We start from the raw sequence: 19,136 nt of genomic DNA on the forward strand, positions 1-19,136 counted from the left end.
AGACATGACCTCCGATTCCGATGATGCCCTGAACTGGGACGGGGATGACGACGCGTCGCTCGCGCGTCCGGCTCCGGTGAAGCGCGAGAAGATCGCCGCCGAAACGCCTGCCCCCGTCGTCGCCGATCGCGTCGAGGGTCCGTCGCAGGACGCCGCGCCCCTCGGGGACGACCGAGCGGAAGAGGAGGACGAGCGTGCACCGCTGAGCACGGCGATGCTGCTCATCACGGGTGTCGTCGGTGGTGTGTACCTCCTGTACTCGATCGGCTGGGTGGTCGGTGGTCTGAGGCTCAAGCCGCTCGCCAACTTCTTCGTCGCCGACGAGATGTTCGTCCCGTGGTTCGTGCTGGCGGTCGCCGCACCCGCGCTGTGGTTCCTGGCCACGTGGGTGCTCACCCGCGGGCGGGCGTCGTGGGTGCGGGCATCCCTTCTCCTGCTCGGTGTCGTGCTCCTCGTGCCGTGGCCGTTCGTGACCGTGGGGGTGATCGGAGCATGAGCGCCGAGCAGAGCATCGACAGCACGCGCACCTCGCCCCGCTGGATCACCGGCCTCATCCCGGGGCTGGCCGGGCTGTTCTACGCCTACGCGGTGTGGAACGCCGTCGCCCATCTCATCCGGATGGCGCAGGGCGGGCTGACCGGTGGAGGGTGGATCACACTGTTGTTCGGCGTCGTGTTCCCCGCGATCGTCTTCGTGTTCGCCTCCGCGATCGGACGTCGACGTCGCGCGGGTGAACTCGCGCTGGCACTGCTCGCCGGCCTCGGGATCGTGGCGGTGTTCTGGCTCTGCGTGCTGTCGTTGAGCCTCGGGCTCATCGCCGCCTGACGGGCGTCACACGGTAAAGCCGAGCGATCGCCTCGGGTACAGTGGAGGAGATCGCGCCCCCGAAGGCGTGCGGCGCATCGGCCCCTATTGTGTTGCCCCGAAGGATCCACTGTGCCGAAGCCCGTAGTGCTCATCGCCGAAGTTCTCTCTCCTGCCACGATCGAGGCCCTGGGCCCGGACTTCGATGTCCGCAATGTCGACGGCACCGATCGCGAGGCGCTGTTCTCGGCGCTGTCGGAGGCGGATGCCGTGCTCGTGCGCTCGGCGACGCAGATCGATGAAGAGGCGCTGACGCACGCGCCGAAGCTGAAGGTCGTCGCCCGCGCCGGCGTCGGACTCGACAACGTCGACATCAAGGCGGCCACCGCGGCCGGCGTCATGGTCGTCAACGCGCCGACCTCCAACATCGTCTCGGCCGCCGAACTCACCGTCGGTCACATCCTCAGCCTCGCGCGCCGCATCCCCGCCGCGCACGCCTCGCTGTCCGCCGGGGCCTGGAAGCGCAGCTCCTTCACCGGAGCGGAGCTCTTCGAGAAGACCGTCGGCATCGTCGGCCTCGGCCGCATCGGCGCGCTGGTCGCCGCACGTCTGGCCGCGTTCGACATGCGCGTCGTCGCCTACGACCCCTACGTCACCTCGGCGCGTGCGCAGCAGCTCGGTGTGCAGCTCCTCTCGCTCGACGAGCTCGTCGCCGAGTCGGACTTCCTCACGATCCACATGCCGAAGACGCCTGAGACCACGGGGATGATCGGTGCGGAGCAGTTCAAGGCCATGAAGCCGACCGCCTTCGTCGTGAACGTCGCGCGTGGGGGGCTCATCGACGAGGAGGCTCTGCGCGAGGCGCTCGTCGCGGGCGAGATCGCCGGCGCCGGCCTTGACGTCTTCACGTCCGAGCCTCCGGTCGAGGGCGGGAGCGCCCACGCGCTCCTCGACCTCCCGAACGTCGTCGTCACCCCGCACCTCGGTGCCAGCACCGAGGAGGCGCAGGAGAAGGCCGGTGTCTCGGTCGCCCGCTCGGTGCGCCTCGCCCTCGGTGGCGACCTGGTGCCCGACGCGGTGAACGTCGCCGGTGGTGTCATCGACCCGTACGTGCGCCCCGGCATCTCGCTCGTCGAGAAGCTCGGCCAGATCTTCGCCGCTCTCGCGACGTCGCCGCTCACGAGCCTCGACGTCGAGGTGCACGGCGAGCTGAACGACTACGACGTGAGCGTCCTCAAGCTCGCGGCTCTCAAGGGCGTCTTCACGAACATCGTGAGCGAGACGGTGTCGTACGTCAACGCTCCGCTGCTCGCCGAGCAGCGCGGCATCGCGGTGCGTCTGCTCAAGGACGATGTCAGCGCCGAGTACCGCAACGTCATCACCCTCACCGGTGCCCTCTCCGATGGTTCGCAGCTCTCGGTGTCGGGCACGCTCACCGGCCCGAAGCAGGCCGAGAAGCTGGTCGGCATCAACGACCACGCACTCGAGCTCCCGATCGAGAAGCACCACGTCGTCATGCTCTACACCGACCGTCCCGGAATCGTCGCGGTCTACGGGCAGAAGTTCGGCGAGGCCGGCATCAACATCGCCGGCATGCAGATCGCACGCGAGGCCGCCGGTGCCCAGGCGCTGAGCGTTCTCACGCTGGACTCGCCGGTCTCCGACGAACTGCTCGACGACGTGCGCGATGCGATCGACGCCGACCTGTTCCGTCAGATCGAGATCACCGACATCTGATCACGACGGGGGATTCGAGGGCGGGGCGCGCGAGCGCCTCGCCCTTCGTCGTCGACGGGATGCCGATCACGGAGCCGTCGTGCGGAGGACGAGCGCGATCAGTGCGGAGAGTTCGTCGGGCCGGGGGACGAGATGCTCGGAGCCGTTCACGTCGAGGGAGTTGTTGAAGTAGAGGCCGTCGCTGAGCAGCATGACGAGGTCGAGCCCCGCCTGGTCGCGCACGTGCGGACGGATGGTGTCCTCCCAGCGCCTGCGCGAGTCCCGAAGGGCGTCCGCAGCGGCGACCGAGCCGCCCTGGGCGAGCCGTGAGGCGGTGACCAGCGCACGGTCGAGTGCGTCGTCCTCCATGACGGAGGTCCGCACGTAGTACGACACGGGGCCTTCGTCGGCGGCGTTCATGCGTGCGAGGTCGGCGGTCGTCAACTCCTCCAGGCGCTGCAGGAGCCCGGCGACGAGCTCGTCCTTCGATCCGAAATGGTAGAGCAGACCGCCCTTCGAGACACCGGCGGCCTTGGCTGTCGCCTCGATGGTGGCGGCCCGCTCGCCCTCGGTGAGGACGAGCTCTTCGAAGGCGTCGAGCACGCGCTCGCGGGCGAGGGGTGGTCGGGGCATCGGGTCCTCTGCTCAGTCGTCGATCAGGGCGGATTCTGTTACTATACCAGCCGGACGGTTTAGTAATGCCGCCGCAGAAAGTGAGAGGTGTGACATGACCCGGACCGCGTCGATCCCGACCGCAGGAACGGATGCCCCCCGCGTCGGAGCCCGCGGATGGGCCGCGCTCATCGTGCTGATGCTGCCGGTGCTGCTGGTTTCGGTCGACAATACGGTGCTCAGCTTCGCGCTGCCCGAGATATCCATCGCGCTCGCCCCCTCCGGTGCCGAGCAGTTGTGGATCATCGACGTCTACCCGCTCGTGCTCGCGGGACTCCTCGTGACGATGGGAACGCTGGGCGACCGGTTCGGCCGCCGCAGGATGCTGTTGATCGGCGCGAGCGGATTCGCCGCCGTGTCGGTGCTCGCCGCCTTCGCCCCGACCGCCGGTCTGCTCATCGCCGCCCGTGCGCTGCTGGGATTCTTCGGCGCGATGCTGATGCCCTCGACCCTCTCGCTGCTGCGGTCGATCTTCGTGAACCGCGATCAGCGTCGGCTCGCGATCGCCGTGTGGGCCTCCGCGTTCTCCGCAGGCTCCGCGCTCGGACCGATCGTCGGCGGGTTCCTGCTCGAGCACTTCAGCTGGGGCTCGGTGTTCCTCATCGCCGTGCCGGTGCTCATCCCGCTCCTCATCGCCGCGCCGCTGCTCGTTCCCGAGAGCCGCGACCCGAACCCCGGGCGCATCGATCTGCTCAGCATCGCCCTGTCGATGGCCGCGATGATCCCGGTCGTCTACGCGATCAAGTCGCTCGCGGTCGACGGACCCTCGGTCGTCGCCGGTGCATGGGCGCTGCTCGGGGTCGTGATGGGCGTGCTGTTCGTGCGCCGCCAGCTCCGCGCCGAGATCCCGATGCTCGACATGGCGCTCTTCCGGCGCGGCACCTTCTCGGGGGCGATCCTGGTGAACCTCCTCAGCGTCGTCGCGCTCGTCGGATTCCTGTACTTCGTGTCGCAGCATCTGCAGCTCGTGCTCGGCCTGTCGCCGATGATGGCCGGTCTGGCCCTCGTGCCCGGCATGGCCGTGATGATCGTCGCGGGGCTCGGCGTCGTACCGATCTCGCGACGCGTGGCGCCCCACCTCGTCGTGCCGATGGGTCTCGCGTTCTCGGTGGCGGGGTACCTGATCGTGGCGTTCACGACCCACGAGCACGGTGTCGCTCCGCTCATCATCGCCTTCGTGGTGCTCGGCATCGGCATCGGCGCCGCCGAGACGATCTCCAACGAGCTGATCCTCTCCAGCGCGCCGGCCGAGAAGGCGGGTGCGGCCAGCGCGGTCTCGGAGACCGCGTACGAACTCGGTGCGGTGCTCGGTACCGCGGTGCTGGGCGGCATCATCACCGCGTTCTACCGCGCTGCGATCGTGCTTCCGGCGGGGCTGCCCGCCGAGACCGCGGATGCCGCGCGCGAGACGCTCGCCGGTGCCTATACCGCCTCGAACGAGCTCTCGGGCACGCTGGGCGACGAGCTGTGGCAGGCGGCGGCGGACGCCTTCGGCTCGGGTGTCTTCATCACCTCGCTCATCGGTGCGGGACTCGTCGTGGTCGCGGGCGTCATCGCCGCCGTCACACTGCGCACGCGCACCCCGAGCTGACCAGTACGCTGGGGGAACCGAGCCGTCGACACCGACTCGCGGCTCGGTTCCCGAAGCAAGGAGTGTCATGTCGCGTGTCGTGAAGCTGGCCGTCATCCCGGGTGACGGCATCGGTCCCGAGGTCATCGCCGAAGCCGAGAAGGTGCTCGACGCGGTCACCGCCGAGACGGAAGTGACGTTCGACAAGACCCGCTTCTCGCTCGGAGCCGCCCGGTTCCTCGAGACCGGAGACACGCTCACCGACGACGACCTCGCCGCGATCTCCGCCCACGACGCGATCCTGCTCGGCGCGGTCGGCGGGACGCCGGGCGACCCGCGGCTCAAGGACGCGAACATCGAGCGCGGTCTGCTCCTCAAGCTTCGTTTCACGCTCGACCACTACGTGAACCTGCGCCCCTCCAAGCTCTTCACGGGCGCCGTGGGGCCGCTCGCGAACCCCGGTGACATCGACTTCGTCGTCGTGCGCGAGGGCACCGAAGGTCCCTACGTCGGCAACGGGGGTGCGATCCGTCAGGGCACCCCGCACGAGATCGCCAACGAGACCTCGGTGAACACGGCGTTCGGCGTCGAGCGCGTGGTCCGCTACGCGTTCGAGCTCGCGGAGCGTCGTCGCAAGAAGCTCACACTCGTGCACAAGACGAACGTGCTCGTGCACGCCGGTGCCATCTGGCAGCGGATCGTGAACGAGGTCGCGGCCGAGCATCCCGATGTCGCGGTCGACTACCTCCACGTCGATGCCGCCACGATCTTCCTCGTGACGGATCCCGCGCGTTTCGACGTCATCGTCACCGACAACCTCTTCGGTGACATCCTCACCGATCTCGCCGGTGCCGTCACCGGCGGAATCGGACTCGCCGCCTCGGGGAACATCAATCCCTCGGGCGCCTTCCCGTCGATGTTCGAGCCGGTGCACGGTTCGGCGCCCGACATCGCGGGGCAGCAGAAGGCCGATCCGACCGCTGCGATCCTCTCGATCGCGCTGCTGCTCGACCACCTCGGCCTCACGGCCGAATCCGCACGCGTCAGCGCGGCGGTCGAGGCGGACATCGCGAGCCGTGACGGCGCGCGCACCACCGCCGAGATCGGCTCCGCGATCGCCGCACGCCTCTGATCCGCAGGCGTAGGCTGGAACCGCGCGAGGACGCGTACACCCCTCAGAACGGAACATCACCATGACGACCATCGACGCACAGGCAGCAGTGGCTCCGCTCGATTTCGCTGTGACCAAGAACCTCACCGCGGCCTCGCCCGCGCGAGTCGCCGAAGTGCTGGAGAGCCCCGGCTTCGGTGTCGTCTTCACCGACCACATGGTCGACATCTGCTGGTCGCTCAAGGGCGGCTGGCACCGACCGCGCGTGCAGCCCTACGGCCCGATCCCGCTCGACCCCGCGGCATCCGTGCTGCACTACGGCCAGGAGATCTTCGAGGGCATCAAGGCCTACCGCCACGCGGACGGGTCGATCCACACCTTCCGCCCCGACCGCAACGCCGCTCGCCTGCAGGCGAGCGCGCGTCGCCTCGCGCTCCCGGAGCTCCCGACCGAGTACTTCATCGAGTCGCTGCGTCAGCTCATCGCTGTCGACGGACGCTGGGTGCCGTCCGGTGCCGATCAGAGCCTCTACCTCCGGCCGTTCATGTTCGCCAAGGAGGCGTTCCTCGGCGTCCGCGCCGCGCAGAAGGTGGCCTACTACGTCATCGCGAGTCCCGCGGGCGCGTACTTCACCGGAGGTGTGAAGCCTGTGCGCATCTGGCTCTCCGAGGAGCACTCCCGCGCGGGTCGCGGTGGTACGGGCAAGGCGAAGACCGGTGGGAACTACGCGTCGAGCCTCCTGCCGCAGGCGCTGGCGAGCTCGAAGGGCTGCGACCAGGTCGTCTTCCTCAACGAGAAGAACGACGTCGAGGAGCTCGGCGGCATGAACGTGGTGTTCGTGTTCAAGGACGGCCGCATCGTCACTCCCGAGTCCGACAGCATCCTCGACGGCATCACGCGCGACTCGCTGCTGCAGCTCGCCGAGGACCGCGGGTACACGGTCGAGCGCCGGGCGATCTCGATCGACGAGTGGCGCGAGGGCGTCGCCTCGGGCGACATCACCGAGGTGTTCGCGTGCGGTACGGCCGCCGTCGTCACCCCGATCGGTGCGCTCGTGGGCGAGGGCTTCGACGAGCCCCAGCCGATCGGCGAGCTCGCTCTGTCGCTGCGCGAAGAGCTCACCGACATCCAGTACGGGCGCCGTGACGACCGCCACGGCTGGCTGCTGCGCCTCGACGCCTGACCGCTCGCCAACCACCCGAGACCCCGTTTCGCCGAACCGGCAAAGCGGGGTCTCGTCGTCGGGGCCGCTGGATAGGCTGGAGTCATGAAGATCGCCCGATTCAGCCATGACGACGCCATCCTCTTCGGGATCGTCGACGAGAAAGACCTCGTCGTCCTCTCGGGCGACCCTCTCTTCGCCGGCTACGAGCCGACCGGTGACCGTGTGCCGATCGCTGACGCCGTCATCCTCGCCCCGGTGATCCCGCGATCGAAGATCGTCTGCGTCGGCAAGAACTACCACGACCACGCCGCCGAGATGGGCGGAGAGGCCCCCGAGGAGCCGCTGCTCTTCCTCAAGCCGAACACCGCCGTGATCGGCCCGGGCGACACGATCGTGCGCCCGGCGATCTCGGAGCAGACCGAGTACGAGGGCGAACTCGCCGTCGTGATCGGCAAGGTCGCGAAGAACGTCTCGGCGGCGGATGCCCTCGACTACGTGCTCGGATACACGATCGGCAACGACGTGACCGCCCGCGACCTGCAGCGCAAGGACGGCCAGTGGGCGCGAGCGAAGGGCTTCGACACCTTCTGCCCGCTCGGCCCGACGATCAACACCGACTTCGACCCGTCCGAGGCGACGATCGAGACGCGCGTCAACGGAGAGGTCCGCCAGAAGGCGCCGCTGACCGACATGATCCATTCGGTCGAGGAGATCATCGCTTACGCGTCGGCCGTCTTCACACTGCTCCCGGGTGATGTCATCCTCACCGGAACGCCCGCGGGCGTGGGCACCTTCGCGGCCGGTGACACGGTCGAGGTCGAGATCACGGGTCTCGGCATCCTGCGCAGCGCCGTGCGCGACGCCGTTCCCGCGGCATGAGCGCGCCGGCCCTCACCGCCGCGCAGCAGTCGGCGGTGCAGCGCCGCACGGTCCTCGTCCTCTCCCTCGGGCAGGTTCTCGGAGGGATCGCCTTCGGCGCGACGGTGTCGCTCGGCGCGCTCCTGGCCGCCGACATCTCGGGAGACGACGCGCTGTCGGGGCTCGCGACGGCGTCGGTCACGCTCGGCGCGGCGCTCTGCGCGATCCCGCTGGCGCGTCTCGCCGCGCGGGTGGGCCGTCGAAGGGCACTGACCCTCGGCAACCTCTTCGCACTCGTCGGCATCGCGGTCGTCATCCTCGCTGCGTCGCTGCGCGTCTTCCCGCTGCTGCTGGCGGGCATCCTCATGATCGGCGCGGGCAACGCGGGCAACCTGCAGTCGCGCTTCGCCGCGACCGATCTCGCCGTTCCCGCCCATCGAGGCCGCGACCTGTCGATCGTCGTCTGGGCGACGACGATCGGTGGCGTCGCCGGCCCGCTGCTGCTCGGGCCGGGGGAGATCGTCGGCGCCGCGATCGGGATGCCGCCGCAGACCGGGTCGTACGTCTTCTCGTTCGTCGCGCAGTCGGCGGCCCTCGTGCTCTACCTCGTCGCGCTGCGCCCGGATCCGCTGCTGGCCGCGCAGCGCATCGCGACCGTCGCGGCGGCGGCCTCCAGCGTCCAGGCCGTCGACCGCCCCGTCGTCGCGCGCTACGCGATGTTCGCGATCGCGGGTTCCCACGTCGTGATGGCCTCCGTGATGGCGATGACCCCGATCCATCTCTCGCACATGGCGCACAGCATGCACGCGGGGCACGATACGGCGGCCGCCGCGGCCGACGTCTCGCAGCTCGTCGGGATCACGATCGCGCTCCACGTCGCGGGCATGTACGCGCTCTCCCCGGTCTTCGGCATCCTCGCCGACCGCTGGGGGCGGCTGCAGGTCGTACTGTTCGGGCAGGTGCTGCTGGGCGGGTCGTTGATCTTCGCGATCTTCGCCAACGACCGGGCCTGGGGCGTCATGGTCGCCCTCATCCTCCTCGGTCTCGGCTGGAGCGCCGCGACCGTCGCCGGTGCCGCGCTGCTGACCGAGTCGAGTGCACCCGAGCTGCGCACGCGCCGGCAGGGGCGCAGCGACTCGCTGATGAGCCTGTCGGCGGCCGCCGGCGCGGTGCTGGCCGGGGTCATCCTGTCGAACTTCCAGTACGCGGGACTCGGGATCGCGGCATCCGTACTGGTGCTGATCATCGTCGCGCTGTCACCTCTCGGCCGCCGCGCACGCTCGTGAAGTCCTGGGCGGGAGTGGGGGAGGCGTACGCGACCTCGTACGCATCGCTCTGCGCGGGCACGGTCGACACCCTGCTCGACGCCCTCGGGCCGGCTCGGGGACGCTCGCTGCTCGACGTGGGCGCGGGAACCGGAGAGCTGGTCGCCCGCGCGACAGGAGCCGGGTGGGCGGTGACCGGTTGCGAGCCCGAGCCGACGATGCGGGAGGTCGCCGGGCGCGCCCATCCCGGACTGTCGTTCGTCGCCGCGGCGCTCCCCGAACTCCCGTTCGCGTCAGCGTCGTTCGACGCGGTGACGGCGAACTTCGTGCTCAACCATGTCGTCGATCCGCGAGCATCGGCTCAGGAGATGACCCGGGTGGCGTCGGACGGTGGTCTGCTCGCCGGCACGATCTGGACATCGTCTCCGTCGTGGTTCTGGCTCGAGGTGTGCGAGCGGGCAGGCGTGACGCCTGCCGCTGGCGAGCGGCTTCCGGCGCACAAGGACTTCGAGCGCACCGTCGGGGGCTTCTCCGCGATGCTGACGGATGCCGGTTGGCGGGACACCTCGACGATCGAACAGACATGGACGTGGGAGGCTGCGCCGGAGATCCTGTGGAGCTCGGCGGAGGGCGGCGTCGCCTCGGCGGGCCAGTTCTACCGCAGCCTCGATCGCGAAGAGCGTGCACGCTTCCGATCCGGTTTCGATGAGGCGTGTGCCGTCCACACGCGCGGTGGGATGGTTCCCCTGCGTCATTCGGCGGCAGTGGCGGTGGGGCGCGCGCTCTAGAATCGAAGGGCTATGGCTACTCCTCACCCCCTCACCACGACCGCCAGCGGTGCCGACGTCCGCGTCCGCTTCTGCCCGTCGCCCACCGGCCTGCCGCACGTCGGCATGGTTCGCACCGCTCTCTACAACTGGGCGTACGCCCGCCACAACGGCGGCAAGCTCGTCTTCCGCATCGAAGACACCGATGCGGCGCGCGACAGCGAGGAGAGCTTCCGGCAGCTCGTCGACGCCCTCACGTGGCTGAAGATCGATTGGGACGAGGGCGTCGAGGTCGGCGGACCGCACGAGCCGTACCGCCAGTCGCAGCGACACGACATCTACCGGGGCGTCATCGACAAGCTCCTCGCGTCGGGTGCGCTCTACGAGAGCTACTCGAACGCCGAGGAGATCGACGCCCGCAACGAGGCCAACGGTCGTGCGAAGCAGCTCGGATACGACAACTACGACCGCACGCTGACCGAGGAGCAGAAGGCCGCCTTCCGCGCCGAGGGCCGCCAGCCCGCTCTGCGTCTGCAGGTGCCGGATGAAGACCTCACGTACGTGGACCTCATCCGCGGAGAGGTCACCTTCCCCGCCGGTTCCTTCCCCGACTTCGTCGTGGTGCGCCCGAACGGCATCCCGCTGTACACCTTCGTGAACCCGGTCGACGACGCCCTGATGGGCATCACGCACGTGCTGCGCGGCGAAGACCTCATGCCCTCGACTGCCCGTCAGCTCGCGCTCTACGCCGCGCTCATCGACGCGGGCGTCACGACGTTCGTGCCGCGCTTCGCCCACATGCCGCTCGTGCTGGGGGAGACGGGCAACAAGAAGCTCTCGAAGCGCGACCCGCAGGCCGACCTGTTCCTGCACCGCGAGCGCGGCTTCATCCACGAAGGTCTCCTCAACTACCTCGCCCTGCTCGGCTGGTCGATCGGTCACGATCGTGACGTGTTCTCGCTCGACGAGTTCATCGCCGCGTTCGACATCGAGAACGTCAACCCGAACCCGGCCCGCTTCGACCAGAAGAAGGCCGAGTCGATCAACGGCGACCACATCCGCATGCTCGACGTGAAGGACTTCGCCGAGCGCACGATCCCGTATCTCGCCGCGGCCGGGCTCTTCGACGAGCCGACCCACGAGCAGCTCGTGCTGGCGTTCCGCGCCGCTCCGCTCGTGCAGGAGCGCGTGCAGTTGCTGGGGGAGGTGCCCGGCATGCTCGGCTTCCTCTTCACCGACGACGTCGCGTACGAGGCCGATGCGCTCAAGAGCCTCCCGGCGAACGCCGGCGAGGTGCTCGACGCCTGCGTCGCGGCGCTGGAGCCCGTCACCGATTTCACTCCGGAGAAGATCCAGGATGCCCTGGCGACGGCGCTCGTCGAGAACCTCGAGCTCAAGCCCCGTGTCGCCTACGGCCCGCCGCGCGTCGCGATCACCGGTCGCCGCGTGTCGCCGCCGCTCTTCGAGTCGATGGAGCTGATCGGCAAGGACGAGACGCTGCGTCGCCTGCGTCTGCTGTCGGAGACGCTGGCGGGCTGAGACGCCCGACGAACCGCCTGGAGGAGGACCCCGTTCGCGGTTGTCCTCCTCTTCGCGTTCGGGGCACGCGCACGGGAGCGCGACACGCGCGGAGGGAGCCGCTCCATTTGGCGCTTCCCGATCCGTCCGGTAGGCTTGACTCTCGGTGCGAGGCTCCGGTTTCGCCCTTGGGGTATGGTGTAATTGGCAACACGGCGGTTTCTGGTTCCGTTGTTCTTGGTTCGAGTCCAGGTACCCCAGCAAGACGAAGAGGCCCGGAATTCCGCGAGATGCGGAACCCGGGCCTCTTGCTTTGCCCGCGGGGAGCGGGCCCCGGAGGGCCTACTCGCACTCCCCGATGAACTCGAGGTAGCAGACGGCCTCGTGGGTGATGGCGGGCTCGTAGTCGTCGTTCGACACCTCGCGGGTCGCGGTCTCCGCGGTCTTCGTCAGATGCCCGAACGACCCGAGCGACGAGACGTACATGCCCTCCTGGTCGAGGCCGCGCATCCGGTCGATCTCGGTGCGGTGCTGCGTGCAGAGCAGCGTCGCCGCACCCGTCAGCTCGACATCGGCGCAGGCGCCGGCGTACTGGGCCTCCATGAGGCCGATGCAGTCGGTCCAGTCCTGGTTGACCGTGCACGGGCTCACGCCGTCGTCCGCGACGTTGTAGAGGCCCGTCTCGTACTCTTCGGTGTGGAACGTCTCGGGCTTCTCGGCGACATCGGTCTTGGTCCAGTGGCGTGCGGTCGTGAACGCGATCACGACGACGATGATCGCGGCGATCACGAGGGCGCCCACGATCGAGAGGGTGACCCACAGGCCGGTGCGCTTCTTCTTGGCGGGGGCTTCCCCTCCCGGCGTTCCGTACGGTGTGGTCGCTGCGTACGGATCCCCGGGCCCGCCGTAGGGCGCGCCCGTCGGGCCGTCGTGCGGCGCGGTCGCGGCGAAGGCGGCCGGCGCGGCGAACGCAGCGGGCGCGGCTCCGTATGCGGCGGTCGGGGCATCGGATGCCGGTGCCTGATCGACGGGCGGCGACGGCTCCGCGGGCGGAGCGGCAGGCGGGGGAGCCGCGGCGAAGCCGCCGACCGGTGCGCCGGTATACCCGTCAGACGCAGAAGAAGGTGCGGGCGCGGCCTCGGATGCAGGTGCAGGCGCGGGTGTCGCGGCCTCGGGCGCCGGGGGAGCGGGCTGACTGATCGACTGCCAGTACCCGTACCAGCTCTGGCTGGCCTGGGGATCGGCGACGACCTGCTGGGCCTCGGCATCCGAGAGCTGGATGCCCAACGACTGGCGCGCCTGCGCATTCAGGAGGTACGAACGGAATTCATCGAGTGACAGGCCCATGCTGGCGATGATGGCAGAAACCCGCAGCGCGCGACAATCCGGTTGGGTATTCCTCCCCATGCCCGCCGGACCTAGCAGAGCGCACGCGAACGTGACCAGCCCCTTCTCGGATCGGGTGCCGGCGGGCAGAGTGCTGGCATGGCAGCTCTCGTGCGCGTGATCCCCGGTGAAGACCTCGGCTTCCGAAGGATCCGATCGGGATCCGGCTTCCGTTATGTCGACAAGGGCGGTGACGCCGTACCGGAGGCCGATCGGGAGCGCATCCACGACCTGGTCATCCCGCCGGCGTGGACGGACGTCTGGATCGCCGCGGACCCGCTCGCGCACATCCAGGCCGTCGGCGTCGACGGAGCGGGGCGCAAGCAGTACCTGTACCACCCGCTCTGGCGGGTCAAACGGGACCGCCACAAGTTCGGCCGCGCGCTGGCCCTCGCCGAAGCCCTTCCGCATGCGCGGGGGCGGGTCACCCGAGCATTGCAGCACGAGACCCTCTCCCGCGAGAAGGTGCTGGCCACCGCATTCCGGTTGCTCGATGACGGAGCCCTCCGGATCGGGTCGGAGCGCTACCTCGTGCGCCACGGCAGCCGCGGCCTGACGACGCTGCGCCGCCGTGACGTGCACGTCGAGGGGAACGTCGTGTCGCTCTCGTTCCCGGCGAAGAGCGGGCAGACCGCGGCGATCGAGATCACCGACGACGTGCTCGCGGCCGTGCTCGACGATCTGGCCGCTGGCCCGGACCGGGCGCCGCTCCTCGCGTATCGGCGGGGACGCCGGCGCGTGAAGATCACGCCCGCCGAGGTGAACCGCTACCTCAAGGACGTCACGGGCGACGCGTTCACGGCGAAGGACTTCCGCACCCTCCACGGCACGATCCTCGCGGCCGACGCCCTCGCACGCATCGGCCCGCTCGACTCGCGTCGGGATCGCGAGCGCGCCGAGCGCCTCGCCGTACAGGCCACGGCCTCGGCGCTCGGCAATACGGTCGCGGTCGCCCGGGGCAGTTACATCGATCCCCGCGTCTTCAAGCTGTACTCCCGCGGGAAGACGCTCGACCTCTCGGTCGCCCCGGAGACCGCGATCCGCCGTCTTCTGGGCGACACGAGGCGGCGTCGCTGATCAGCTCTCGCGAGGGTAGGTGTAGAAGCCCTCACCCGTGGCCACGCCGAGCTTGCCCTGGTCGATGTAGCGCTCCTTGATGAGGTCGGCGAATGCCTGCTGCTTCGCGTCGCCCATCCGCGAGATGTTGTAGGCGGTCGTGAGTCCGACGATGTCGTAGATCTCGAAGGGGCCGGCGGGTGCTCCGGTGCCGATGCGCCACGTGGCGTCGATCGCCTCCGGCTCCGCGATGCCGTCGACGAGCAGCTCGCCCGCAGCCTGGAGGAAGGGCACGAGGAGGGAGTTGAGGAGGTAACCCGCCTTCTCCTTCTTGATCTCTATCGGCACCATGCCGATGCGGCGTGCGAATTCGACGACCTCGGCATACACCGCCGGGTCGGTGGAGGGAGTGCCCATCACCTCTGCCGTGTTGTGCGACCAGATCTCGTTGGCGAAGTGCAGGGCGAGGAAGCGATCGGGGCGCCCCGTCGAATCGGCGAGCGCGCTCGGGAGAAGGGTCGACGAGTTGGTCGCGAAAACGGTCGACGACGGTGCGGCCTCCGCCATGCGCCGGTAGATGCCCTGCTTGAGCTCGAGGTTCTCGGGAACGGCCTCGATCACGAGGTCGGCTGCGGCGACGGCGTCTTCCAGATCGGTGGTCAGACGGATCCGCGGGATGGCCGCGTCCGCGCCGCCGTCGGCTGCGCCCTTCACCGAATCCGCGACGTACCGCGCGGCCAGTCCGCGGAATCGCTCGCCGGCCCGCTCGAGGGCCGCATCGTCGATGTCGTAAGCGGTGACGTCGAATCCATGGAACGCGGTCTGGAACGCGATCTGCGATCCGAGGACGCCGGTGCCCAGGACGGTGATGTTCTTCATTTCTCTTCCTTCTTCTGCGGCCTCGTGGGCCGTTTTCGGGGACGACGCGTCCGGGTCAGGACGCGTCGGCGGTGCGGTCGAACCTTTCGAGATCGTGCGCGAAGCGGGCGACCTCGCCGTCGGACCACCGAGCGAGGTGCGCCTCGACGATCCGCTGGAGCGACGTGAGCGCACGGTGGAAGGCATCTGCGCCGTCCTCCGTGAGCTCGAGCGGGCGTCCGCGTCCGGTGTCGTTCGGTGTCTCGCGGACGAGTCCGAGACGGATCAGCGCTGCGAGCTGGCGTGAGACCGTCGATCGGTTGAGGCGGAACATGCGCGCGATATCGGTGGAACGGATGCCGGGCTGCTCGGCGATCGCCATCATGATCGACTGCTCGGTCATCGAGAGGGGAGTCTCCTCGTCGCGCGCGTCGGCGAGGCCGCGGCGGGTGATCGCGACGAGAGAGCGGAGCACGCTCATGCTGTGGTCCTGACGTTCCTTGTCCATCTCACCCTCCTGTTGCTTGATGCAACGCTACGCCGAGGTGTTGCATTCCGCAACATACTCACGGGATGGCCTGCACCCCGACGGTGCGGATGGGAGGATGGAGGGATGGAAACCGCCAACCTCACCCGTGACGAGACCGCGGCGCGATCCGCCGCGATCACCGCGCACCGGATCCGTGTCGAGCTCGATCTCGCGGGCGCTCCCGAGCGCGCGCGGACAGGCTTCCACTCCCGGACCACGCTCGAGTTCGACGCCACGGCGACCGAGACCTGGCTCGACTTCATCGGGGAGTCGGTCGAGCGCGTCGTGGTCAACGGCGACGAGGTCGAGGTCGAGTACGACGGCGCCCGCATCGCTCTGCGCGGTCTCGCGGCCACGAACACGGTCGTCGTCGATGCCGTCGGTGCCTACAGCCGTTCGGGCGAAGGTCTGCACCGGTTCCACGATCCCGCCGATGGCGAGACCTACCTGTACACGCAGTACGAACCGGCGGACTCGCGCCGGGTCATGGCCTGCTTCGAGCAGCCCGACATCAAGGCGTCGTACACCTTCGTCGTCGATGCGCCGGCCGGCTGGGAGGTCCTCTCCAACCAGGCCGCCGTGCGCACCGAGGCGGGCGTCGGCATCCAGCGCGTCGAGTTCGCTCCGACGCTGCCGATCTCGAGCTACATCACCTCGGTCGCTGCGGGCCCCTACACCCGTGTCGACGGGGAGTGGCACGGCGGCGACCAGCGCATCGCGCTCGGGGTGTTCGCCCGCCGATCGCTCGCCCAGTACCTGGAGGCGGAGGAGATCCTCGAGGTCACCCGTCAGGGTCTGGACTTCTTCGCGGAGGCGTTCGCCTATCCGTATCCCTGGGGCAAGTACGACCAGATCTTCGTGCCCGAGTACAACCTCGGGGCGATGGAGAACCCGGGGCTGGTCACCTTCACCGAGGCGTACCTCTCCCGCGGCGCGGCGACCGATGCCCAGCGCGCGGCACGAGCGAACACGATCCTGCACGAGATGGCGCACATGTGGTTCGGTGATCTCGTGACGATGCGCTGGTGGGACGACCTCTGGCTCAAGGAGTCCTTCGCCGACTACATGGGTGCCCACGCCTCGGCCGCCGTTACCCGGTACACCGATGCCTGGGTGACGTTCGCGGCCCGGCGCAAGGCCTGGGCCTACCAGCAGGATCAGCTGCCGACCACGCATCCGATCGTCGCCGACATCACCGATCTCGAGGCCGCCAAGCTCAACTTCGACGGCATCACGTATGCGAAGGGCGCGTCTGTCCTCAAGCAGCTCGTCGCCTTCGTGGGCGAGGACGCGTTCTTCGAAGGAGCCCGCCGTTACTTCGCCGCCCACGCGTTCGGCAATACGACGCTCGGCGACCTGCTCGTGCAGCTGAGCGCCGTCTCGGGTCGAGACATGGGCGAATGGTCCCGGGCGTGGCTGGAGACGACGGGCATGTCGACGCTGTGGCTGGAGGAGACGGACGATGCGGATGCCGCAACCCGTGTGCTCGTGCAGACCGACCCGCGTCCGCACCGCCTGCGCATCGGTCTGTACGCCCGCGAGGGGGAGCGGCTCGTGCGTCGCGAGCAGATCGCCGTCGACATCAGCGAGGAGCGCACGTCGATCGTCGTCCCCGAGGCGGATCTCGTTCTGCTGAACGACGACGACCTCACCTATGCGAAAGCGCGTCTGGATGAGCGCTCACTCACCGCCGTCGAGGAGTCGCTGTCGGCGATCGACGACCCGCTCGCGCGTGCACTCGTCTGGTCGTCGCTGTGGAACGCCACCCGCGACGGCGATCTCGATCCCCGGCGGTATCTCGGCATCGTGCGCGCGCACGCACCGCTCGAATCCAACAGCGGGCTCCTCACCGGCGTCCTCGCCAACGCCGCGTTCGCGATCCGCCACTTCGTCGCGGACGCGCATCGCGACGCGGAGCAGCGGTCCTGGCTCGCGGCGTCGCTCGTCGCCGTGTGGGACGCGGATGCCGGCAGCGATGCACAGCTGTCGTGGGCGCGCGCCTTCGCCGGGGCATCCGCGTACGACGACCACCATGCCGAGCAGGTGCGGGAACTGCTGGGCGGGCACGTGCCCGACGGCCTCGTCGTCGACCCCGACCTCCGTTGGCAGCTGCTGACCGCGTTGGCGACCACCGGGCACGCCGATGCCGCGGAGATCGCCGCCGAGCTCGAGCGCGATGACACCGGAAGCGGCCGGACGGCCGCGCGTCGCGCGCTGGCCTCCCGTCCGGAAGCCGACGTGCGTGCTGCGGCCTGGGAGGCGGCGTGGAACGACCTCTCGCTCAGCAACGACCACCTCGATGCCGAGATCGGGGGGTTCCGTGCCGGCGGACGCCGTGATCTCATCGCGGGCTTCGACGCGGAGTATTTCCGCCGCATCGGCGACGCGTGGCGGAGCCGCAGCATCGAACTCGCGCGGCGCCTCGTGCTCGGGCTGTTCCCCTCGTCGGACAGCACCGACGCGGCCGACGCCTGGTTGGCCGAGAACGCGGAGGCGCCCGCTGCGCTGCGCCGACTCGTCCTCGAGCAGCGCGATCACCTCGCCCGCGAGATCCGCGTGCGGGCGGCGCAGAGCTAGGGCGTCCCCGGTTCGAGGGCCATTCCCATCACCGTGCGCACGATCCACGGATGCGCGCGGTCGTCGTCGATGTGGGTCATCCCCAGGTTCTCGGCGACGCCGCGCGAGGCGCGGTTCTCGGGATGGATGATCGCCGTCAGCACGATCGGCGCGTAGCGCTGTCGTGCGAGCTCGACGCACGCGTGCGCGGCCTCGGTGGCGAAGCCCCGTCGTTGCATCTCCCGTCGCACGTGGTACCCGACCTCGAGCACACGCTCGTCGTTCACCGATTGCCAGGTGAGTCCGCAGTCTCCGACGAACTCGCCCTCGTGGGTCTCGATGATCCACAGGCCGTGGCCGTCCTCGGCATAGCGAGCGCGCATCCGTGCGATCCAGTCGGCGCTCTCCTCCCGCGTCTTCGGTGCCGGGTAGTAGGCCATGACCTCGGGGTCGCCGAGCATCGCCGCGACGCGGTCGAGGTCGTCATCGCCCATCTCCCGGAACCGCAGGCGTTCGGTCGGGTGGGGGAGGAGACTGGGTGTCGACATCAGACGTCGAGCGACTCGCCGGGCTCGAGCACGAAGAACTCGCCACCGCCCTGCTGCGTCGCCCACTCCAGTCGCTGACGGTGCATGGTCTTGCCCGCCACCGAGAGCGTCATGTCGTGCGTGCCGAAGGCCCGGCGGGGCTTCACCGCGAGGACGTAGTCGATCGCCTCGCCGATCTTCAGCCACGGGGCACCGAGGGGTGCCGCGAGAGTGCCGACCTCGACGCCCTCCGGCACGGCGTAGGAGTCGCCGGGGTAATACAGCTCGTCGTTCACGAGCACGCCGACGTTCTCGATGACGGGGATCGACGAGTGGATGATCTCGTGCGTTCCGCCGAAGAAGCGCAGAGTGAATCCACCGACCGTGCGCGTCTCGCCGGGGGAGACGACGGTGATCTCGTAGCCCTCGGCCGCGCGGGCGACACCCGCCGGTCCGAAGATCGGAACGCCCGGCGCCATCCGCAGGATGCGGTCGAGATGCTCCGGCGTCCAATGATCGGGGTGCTCGTGGGTGAGCACGACGGCGACGACGTCGCCGAGGTCGTCGAGCGGAGTCGTGAAGGAACCCGGATCGATGAGCAGGGTCTCACCGTTCTGATCGATGCGGAGGCTGGCATGTTCGAACTTGGTCACGCGCATGCGTCGAGTCAACTCCCTCTCCGTGCGCCGTGCAAACCCTTGACTTTCTGCGCGCCACGCCCGGGCGACGCGATGCCGGGGCCTCGATTTGGCGTCGTGAGAAATGCCGTGGCATACTT

The 19,136-nt window shown here is 69.2% G+C and carries 18 protein-coding genes and 1 tRNA gene; 13 read left to right on the forward strand and 6 right to left on the reverse strand.

Annotation, left to right across the window (positions count from 1 at the left end):
- Positions 1-4: 4 nt before the first annotated feature.
- From ACZ5Y9_RS08595 to serA, 3 genes are all read left to right on the forward strand, one after another.
- On the forward strand, positions 5-496 hold the full coding sequence (locus tag ACZ5Y9_RS08595) for a hypothetical protein (RefSeq protein ID WP_464471138.1): 492 nt from the start codon (positions 5-7) through the stop codon (positions 494-496).
- The gene (locus tag ACZ5Y9_RS08600) at positions 493-825 is read left to right on the forward strand and encodes a hypothetical protein (RefSeq protein ID WP_464471139.1); all 333 of its coding nucleotides are present in this window, start codon (positions 493-495) and stop codon (positions 823-825) included. The genes ACZ5Y9_RS08595 and ACZ5Y9_RS08600 overlap by 4 nt, the downstream gene beginning before the upstream one ends.
- 111 nt (positions 826-936) lie before the next feature.
- Positions 937-2,541: a phosphoglycerate dehydrogenase gene (gene serA / locus ACZ5Y9_RS08605; protein WP_247622660.1), complete on the forward strand. Its 1,605-nt coding sequence runs from the start codon at positions 937-939 to the stop codon at positions 2,539-2,541.
- 66 nt (positions 2,542-2,607) lie between these two features.
- Here the strand turns inward: serA and ACZ5Y9_RS08610 are convergent, their stop codons facing one another.
- The gene (locus tag ACZ5Y9_RS08610; RefSeq protein WP_247622659.1) at positions 2,608-3,153 is read right to left on the reverse strand and encodes a TetR/AcrR family transcriptional regulator; all 546 of its coding nucleotides are present in this window, start codon (positions 3,151-3,153) and stop codon (positions 2,608-2,610) included.
- 94 nt (positions 3,154-3,247) lie between these two features.
- On the opposite strand from ACZ5Y9_RS08610, the gene ACZ5Y9_RS08615 reads away from it, so the two are divergent.
- The 8 genes from ACZ5Y9_RS08615 (at position 3,248) to ACZ5Y9_RS08650 (ending at position 11,707) form a co-directional block, all read left to right on the forward strand.
- Positions 3,248-4,783 carry an MFS transporter gene (locus tag ACZ5Y9_RS08615; protein ID WP_464471140.1) on the forward strand — a complete coding sequence of 512 codons (1,536 nt, stop codon included), beginning with the start codon at positions 3,248-3,250 and terminating at the stop codon, positions 4,781-4,783.
- A 67-nt stretch (positions 4,784-4,850) separates the two neighbouring features.
- Positions 4,851-5,894 (forward strand): 3-isopropylmalate dehydrogenase, encoded by a 1,044-nt coding sequence (locus ACZ5Y9_RS08620; protein WP_464471141.1) that lies wholly within the window; start codon positions 4,851-4,853, stop codon positions 5,892-5,894.
- 61 nt (positions 5,895-5,955) lie between these two features.
- Complete coding sequence (locus ACZ5Y9_RS08625) at positions 5,956-7,056, forward strand: branched-chain amino acid aminotransferase (protein ID WP_464471142.1); 1,101 nt, start codon at positions 5,956-5,958, stop codon at positions 7,054-7,056.
- An 84-nt stretch (positions 7,057-7,140) separates the two neighbouring features.
- Positions 7,141-7,917 carry a fumarylacetoacetate hydrolase family protein gene (locus tag ACZ5Y9_RS08630; RefSeq protein ID WP_247632345.1) on the forward strand — a complete coding sequence of 259 codons (777 nt, stop codon included), beginning with the start codon at positions 7,141-7,143 and terminating at the stop codon, positions 7,915-7,917.
- Positions 7,914-9,182 (forward strand): MFS transporter, encoded by a 1,269-nt coding sequence (locus ACZ5Y9_RS08635; protein ID WP_464471143.1) that lies wholly within the window; start codon positions 7,914-7,916, stop codon positions 9,180-9,182. The genes ACZ5Y9_RS08630 and ACZ5Y9_RS08635 overlap by 4 nt, the downstream gene beginning before the upstream one ends.
- A complete protein-coding gene (locus ACZ5Y9_RS08640; protein ID WP_464471144.1) occupies positions 9,179-9,949 on the forward strand; it encodes a class I SAM-dependent methyltransferase in 771 nt (256 codons plus the stop codon). The genes ACZ5Y9_RS08635 and ACZ5Y9_RS08640 overlap by 4 nt, the downstream gene beginning before the upstream one ends.
- A gap of 12 nt (positions 9,950-9,961) precedes the next feature.
- A complete protein-coding gene (gene gltX / locus ACZ5Y9_RS08645) occupies positions 9,962-11,467 on the forward strand; it encodes a glutamate--tRNA ligase (RefSeq protein WP_464471145.1) in 1,506 nt (501 codons plus the stop codon).
- 168 nt (positions 11,468-11,635) lie between these two features.
- A tRNA-Gln gene (locus ACZ5Y9_RS08650) sits at positions 11,636-11,707 on the forward strand.
- A gap of 81 nt (positions 11,708-11,788) precedes the next feature.
- On the opposite strand, the gene ACZ5Y9_RS08655 is transcribed toward ACZ5Y9_RS08650, so the two are convergent.
- Positions 11,789-12,793 carry a hypothetical protein gene (locus tag ACZ5Y9_RS08655; protein WP_464471146.1) on the reverse strand — a complete coding sequence of 335 codons (1,005 nt, stop codon included), beginning with the start codon at positions 12,791-12,793 and terminating at the stop codon, positions 11,789-11,791.
- A gap of 138 nt (positions 12,794-12,931) precedes the next feature.
- Between ACZ5Y9_RS08655 and ACZ5Y9_RS08660 the strand changes: the two genes are divergently transcribed.
- Positions 12,932-13,909, forward strand: coding sequence for a DNA topoisomerase IB (locus tag ACZ5Y9_RS08660; RefSeq protein WP_464471147.1), 978 nt, complete (start codon positions 12,932-12,934; stop codon positions 13,907-13,909).
- Here ACZ5Y9_RS08660 and ACZ5Y9_RS08665 read toward each other — a convergent pair whose 3' ends face one another.
- Positions 13,910-14,767 carry a 3-hydroxyacyl-CoA dehydrogenase gene (locus tag ACZ5Y9_RS08665; RefSeq protein ID WP_247622649.1) on the reverse strand — a complete coding sequence of 286 codons (858 nt, stop codon included), beginning with the start codon at positions 14,765-14,767 and terminating at the stop codon, positions 13,910-13,912.
- Positions 14,768-14,822: 55 nt separating this feature from the next.
- Positions 14,823-15,254 carry a MarR family winged helix-turn-helix transcriptional regulator gene (locus tag ACZ5Y9_RS08670; protein WP_464471148.1) on the reverse strand — a complete coding sequence of 144 codons (432 nt, stop codon included), beginning with the start codon at positions 15,252-15,254 and terminating at the stop codon, positions 14,823-14,825.
- Positions 15,255-15,359: 105 nt separating this feature from the next.
- Here ACZ5Y9_RS08670 and pepN point away from each other — a divergent pair, with 105 nt between their 5' ends.
- Positions 15,360-17,852 carry an aminopeptidase N gene (pepN, locus tag ACZ5Y9_RS08675; RefSeq protein ID WP_464471149.1) on the forward strand — a complete coding sequence of 831 codons (2,493 nt, stop codon included), beginning with the start codon at positions 15,360-15,362 and terminating at the stop codon, positions 17,850-17,852.
- On the opposite strand, the gene ACZ5Y9_RS08680 is transcribed toward pepN, so the two are convergent.
- On the reverse strand, positions 17,849-18,379 hold the full coding sequence (locus ACZ5Y9_RS08680) for a GNAT family N-acetyltransferase (protein WP_464471150.1): 531 nt from the start codon (positions 18,377-18,379) through the stop codon (positions 17,849-17,851). The two genes, pepN and ACZ5Y9_RS08680, sit on opposite strands and share 4 nt — an antisense overlap.
- Positions 18,379-19,017, reverse strand: a complete 639-nt coding sequence (locus ACZ5Y9_RS08685; RefSeq protein ID WP_464471151.1) for an MBL fold metallo-hydrolase — start codon at positions 19,015-19,017, stop codon at positions 18,379-18,381. Before ACZ5Y9_RS08685 ends, ACZ5Y9_RS08680 begins: the two co-directional genes overlap by 1 nt.
- Positions 19,018-19,136 lie beyond the last annotated feature (119 nt).

This window comes from Microbacterium sp. T3-8, from assembly GCF_055398145.1.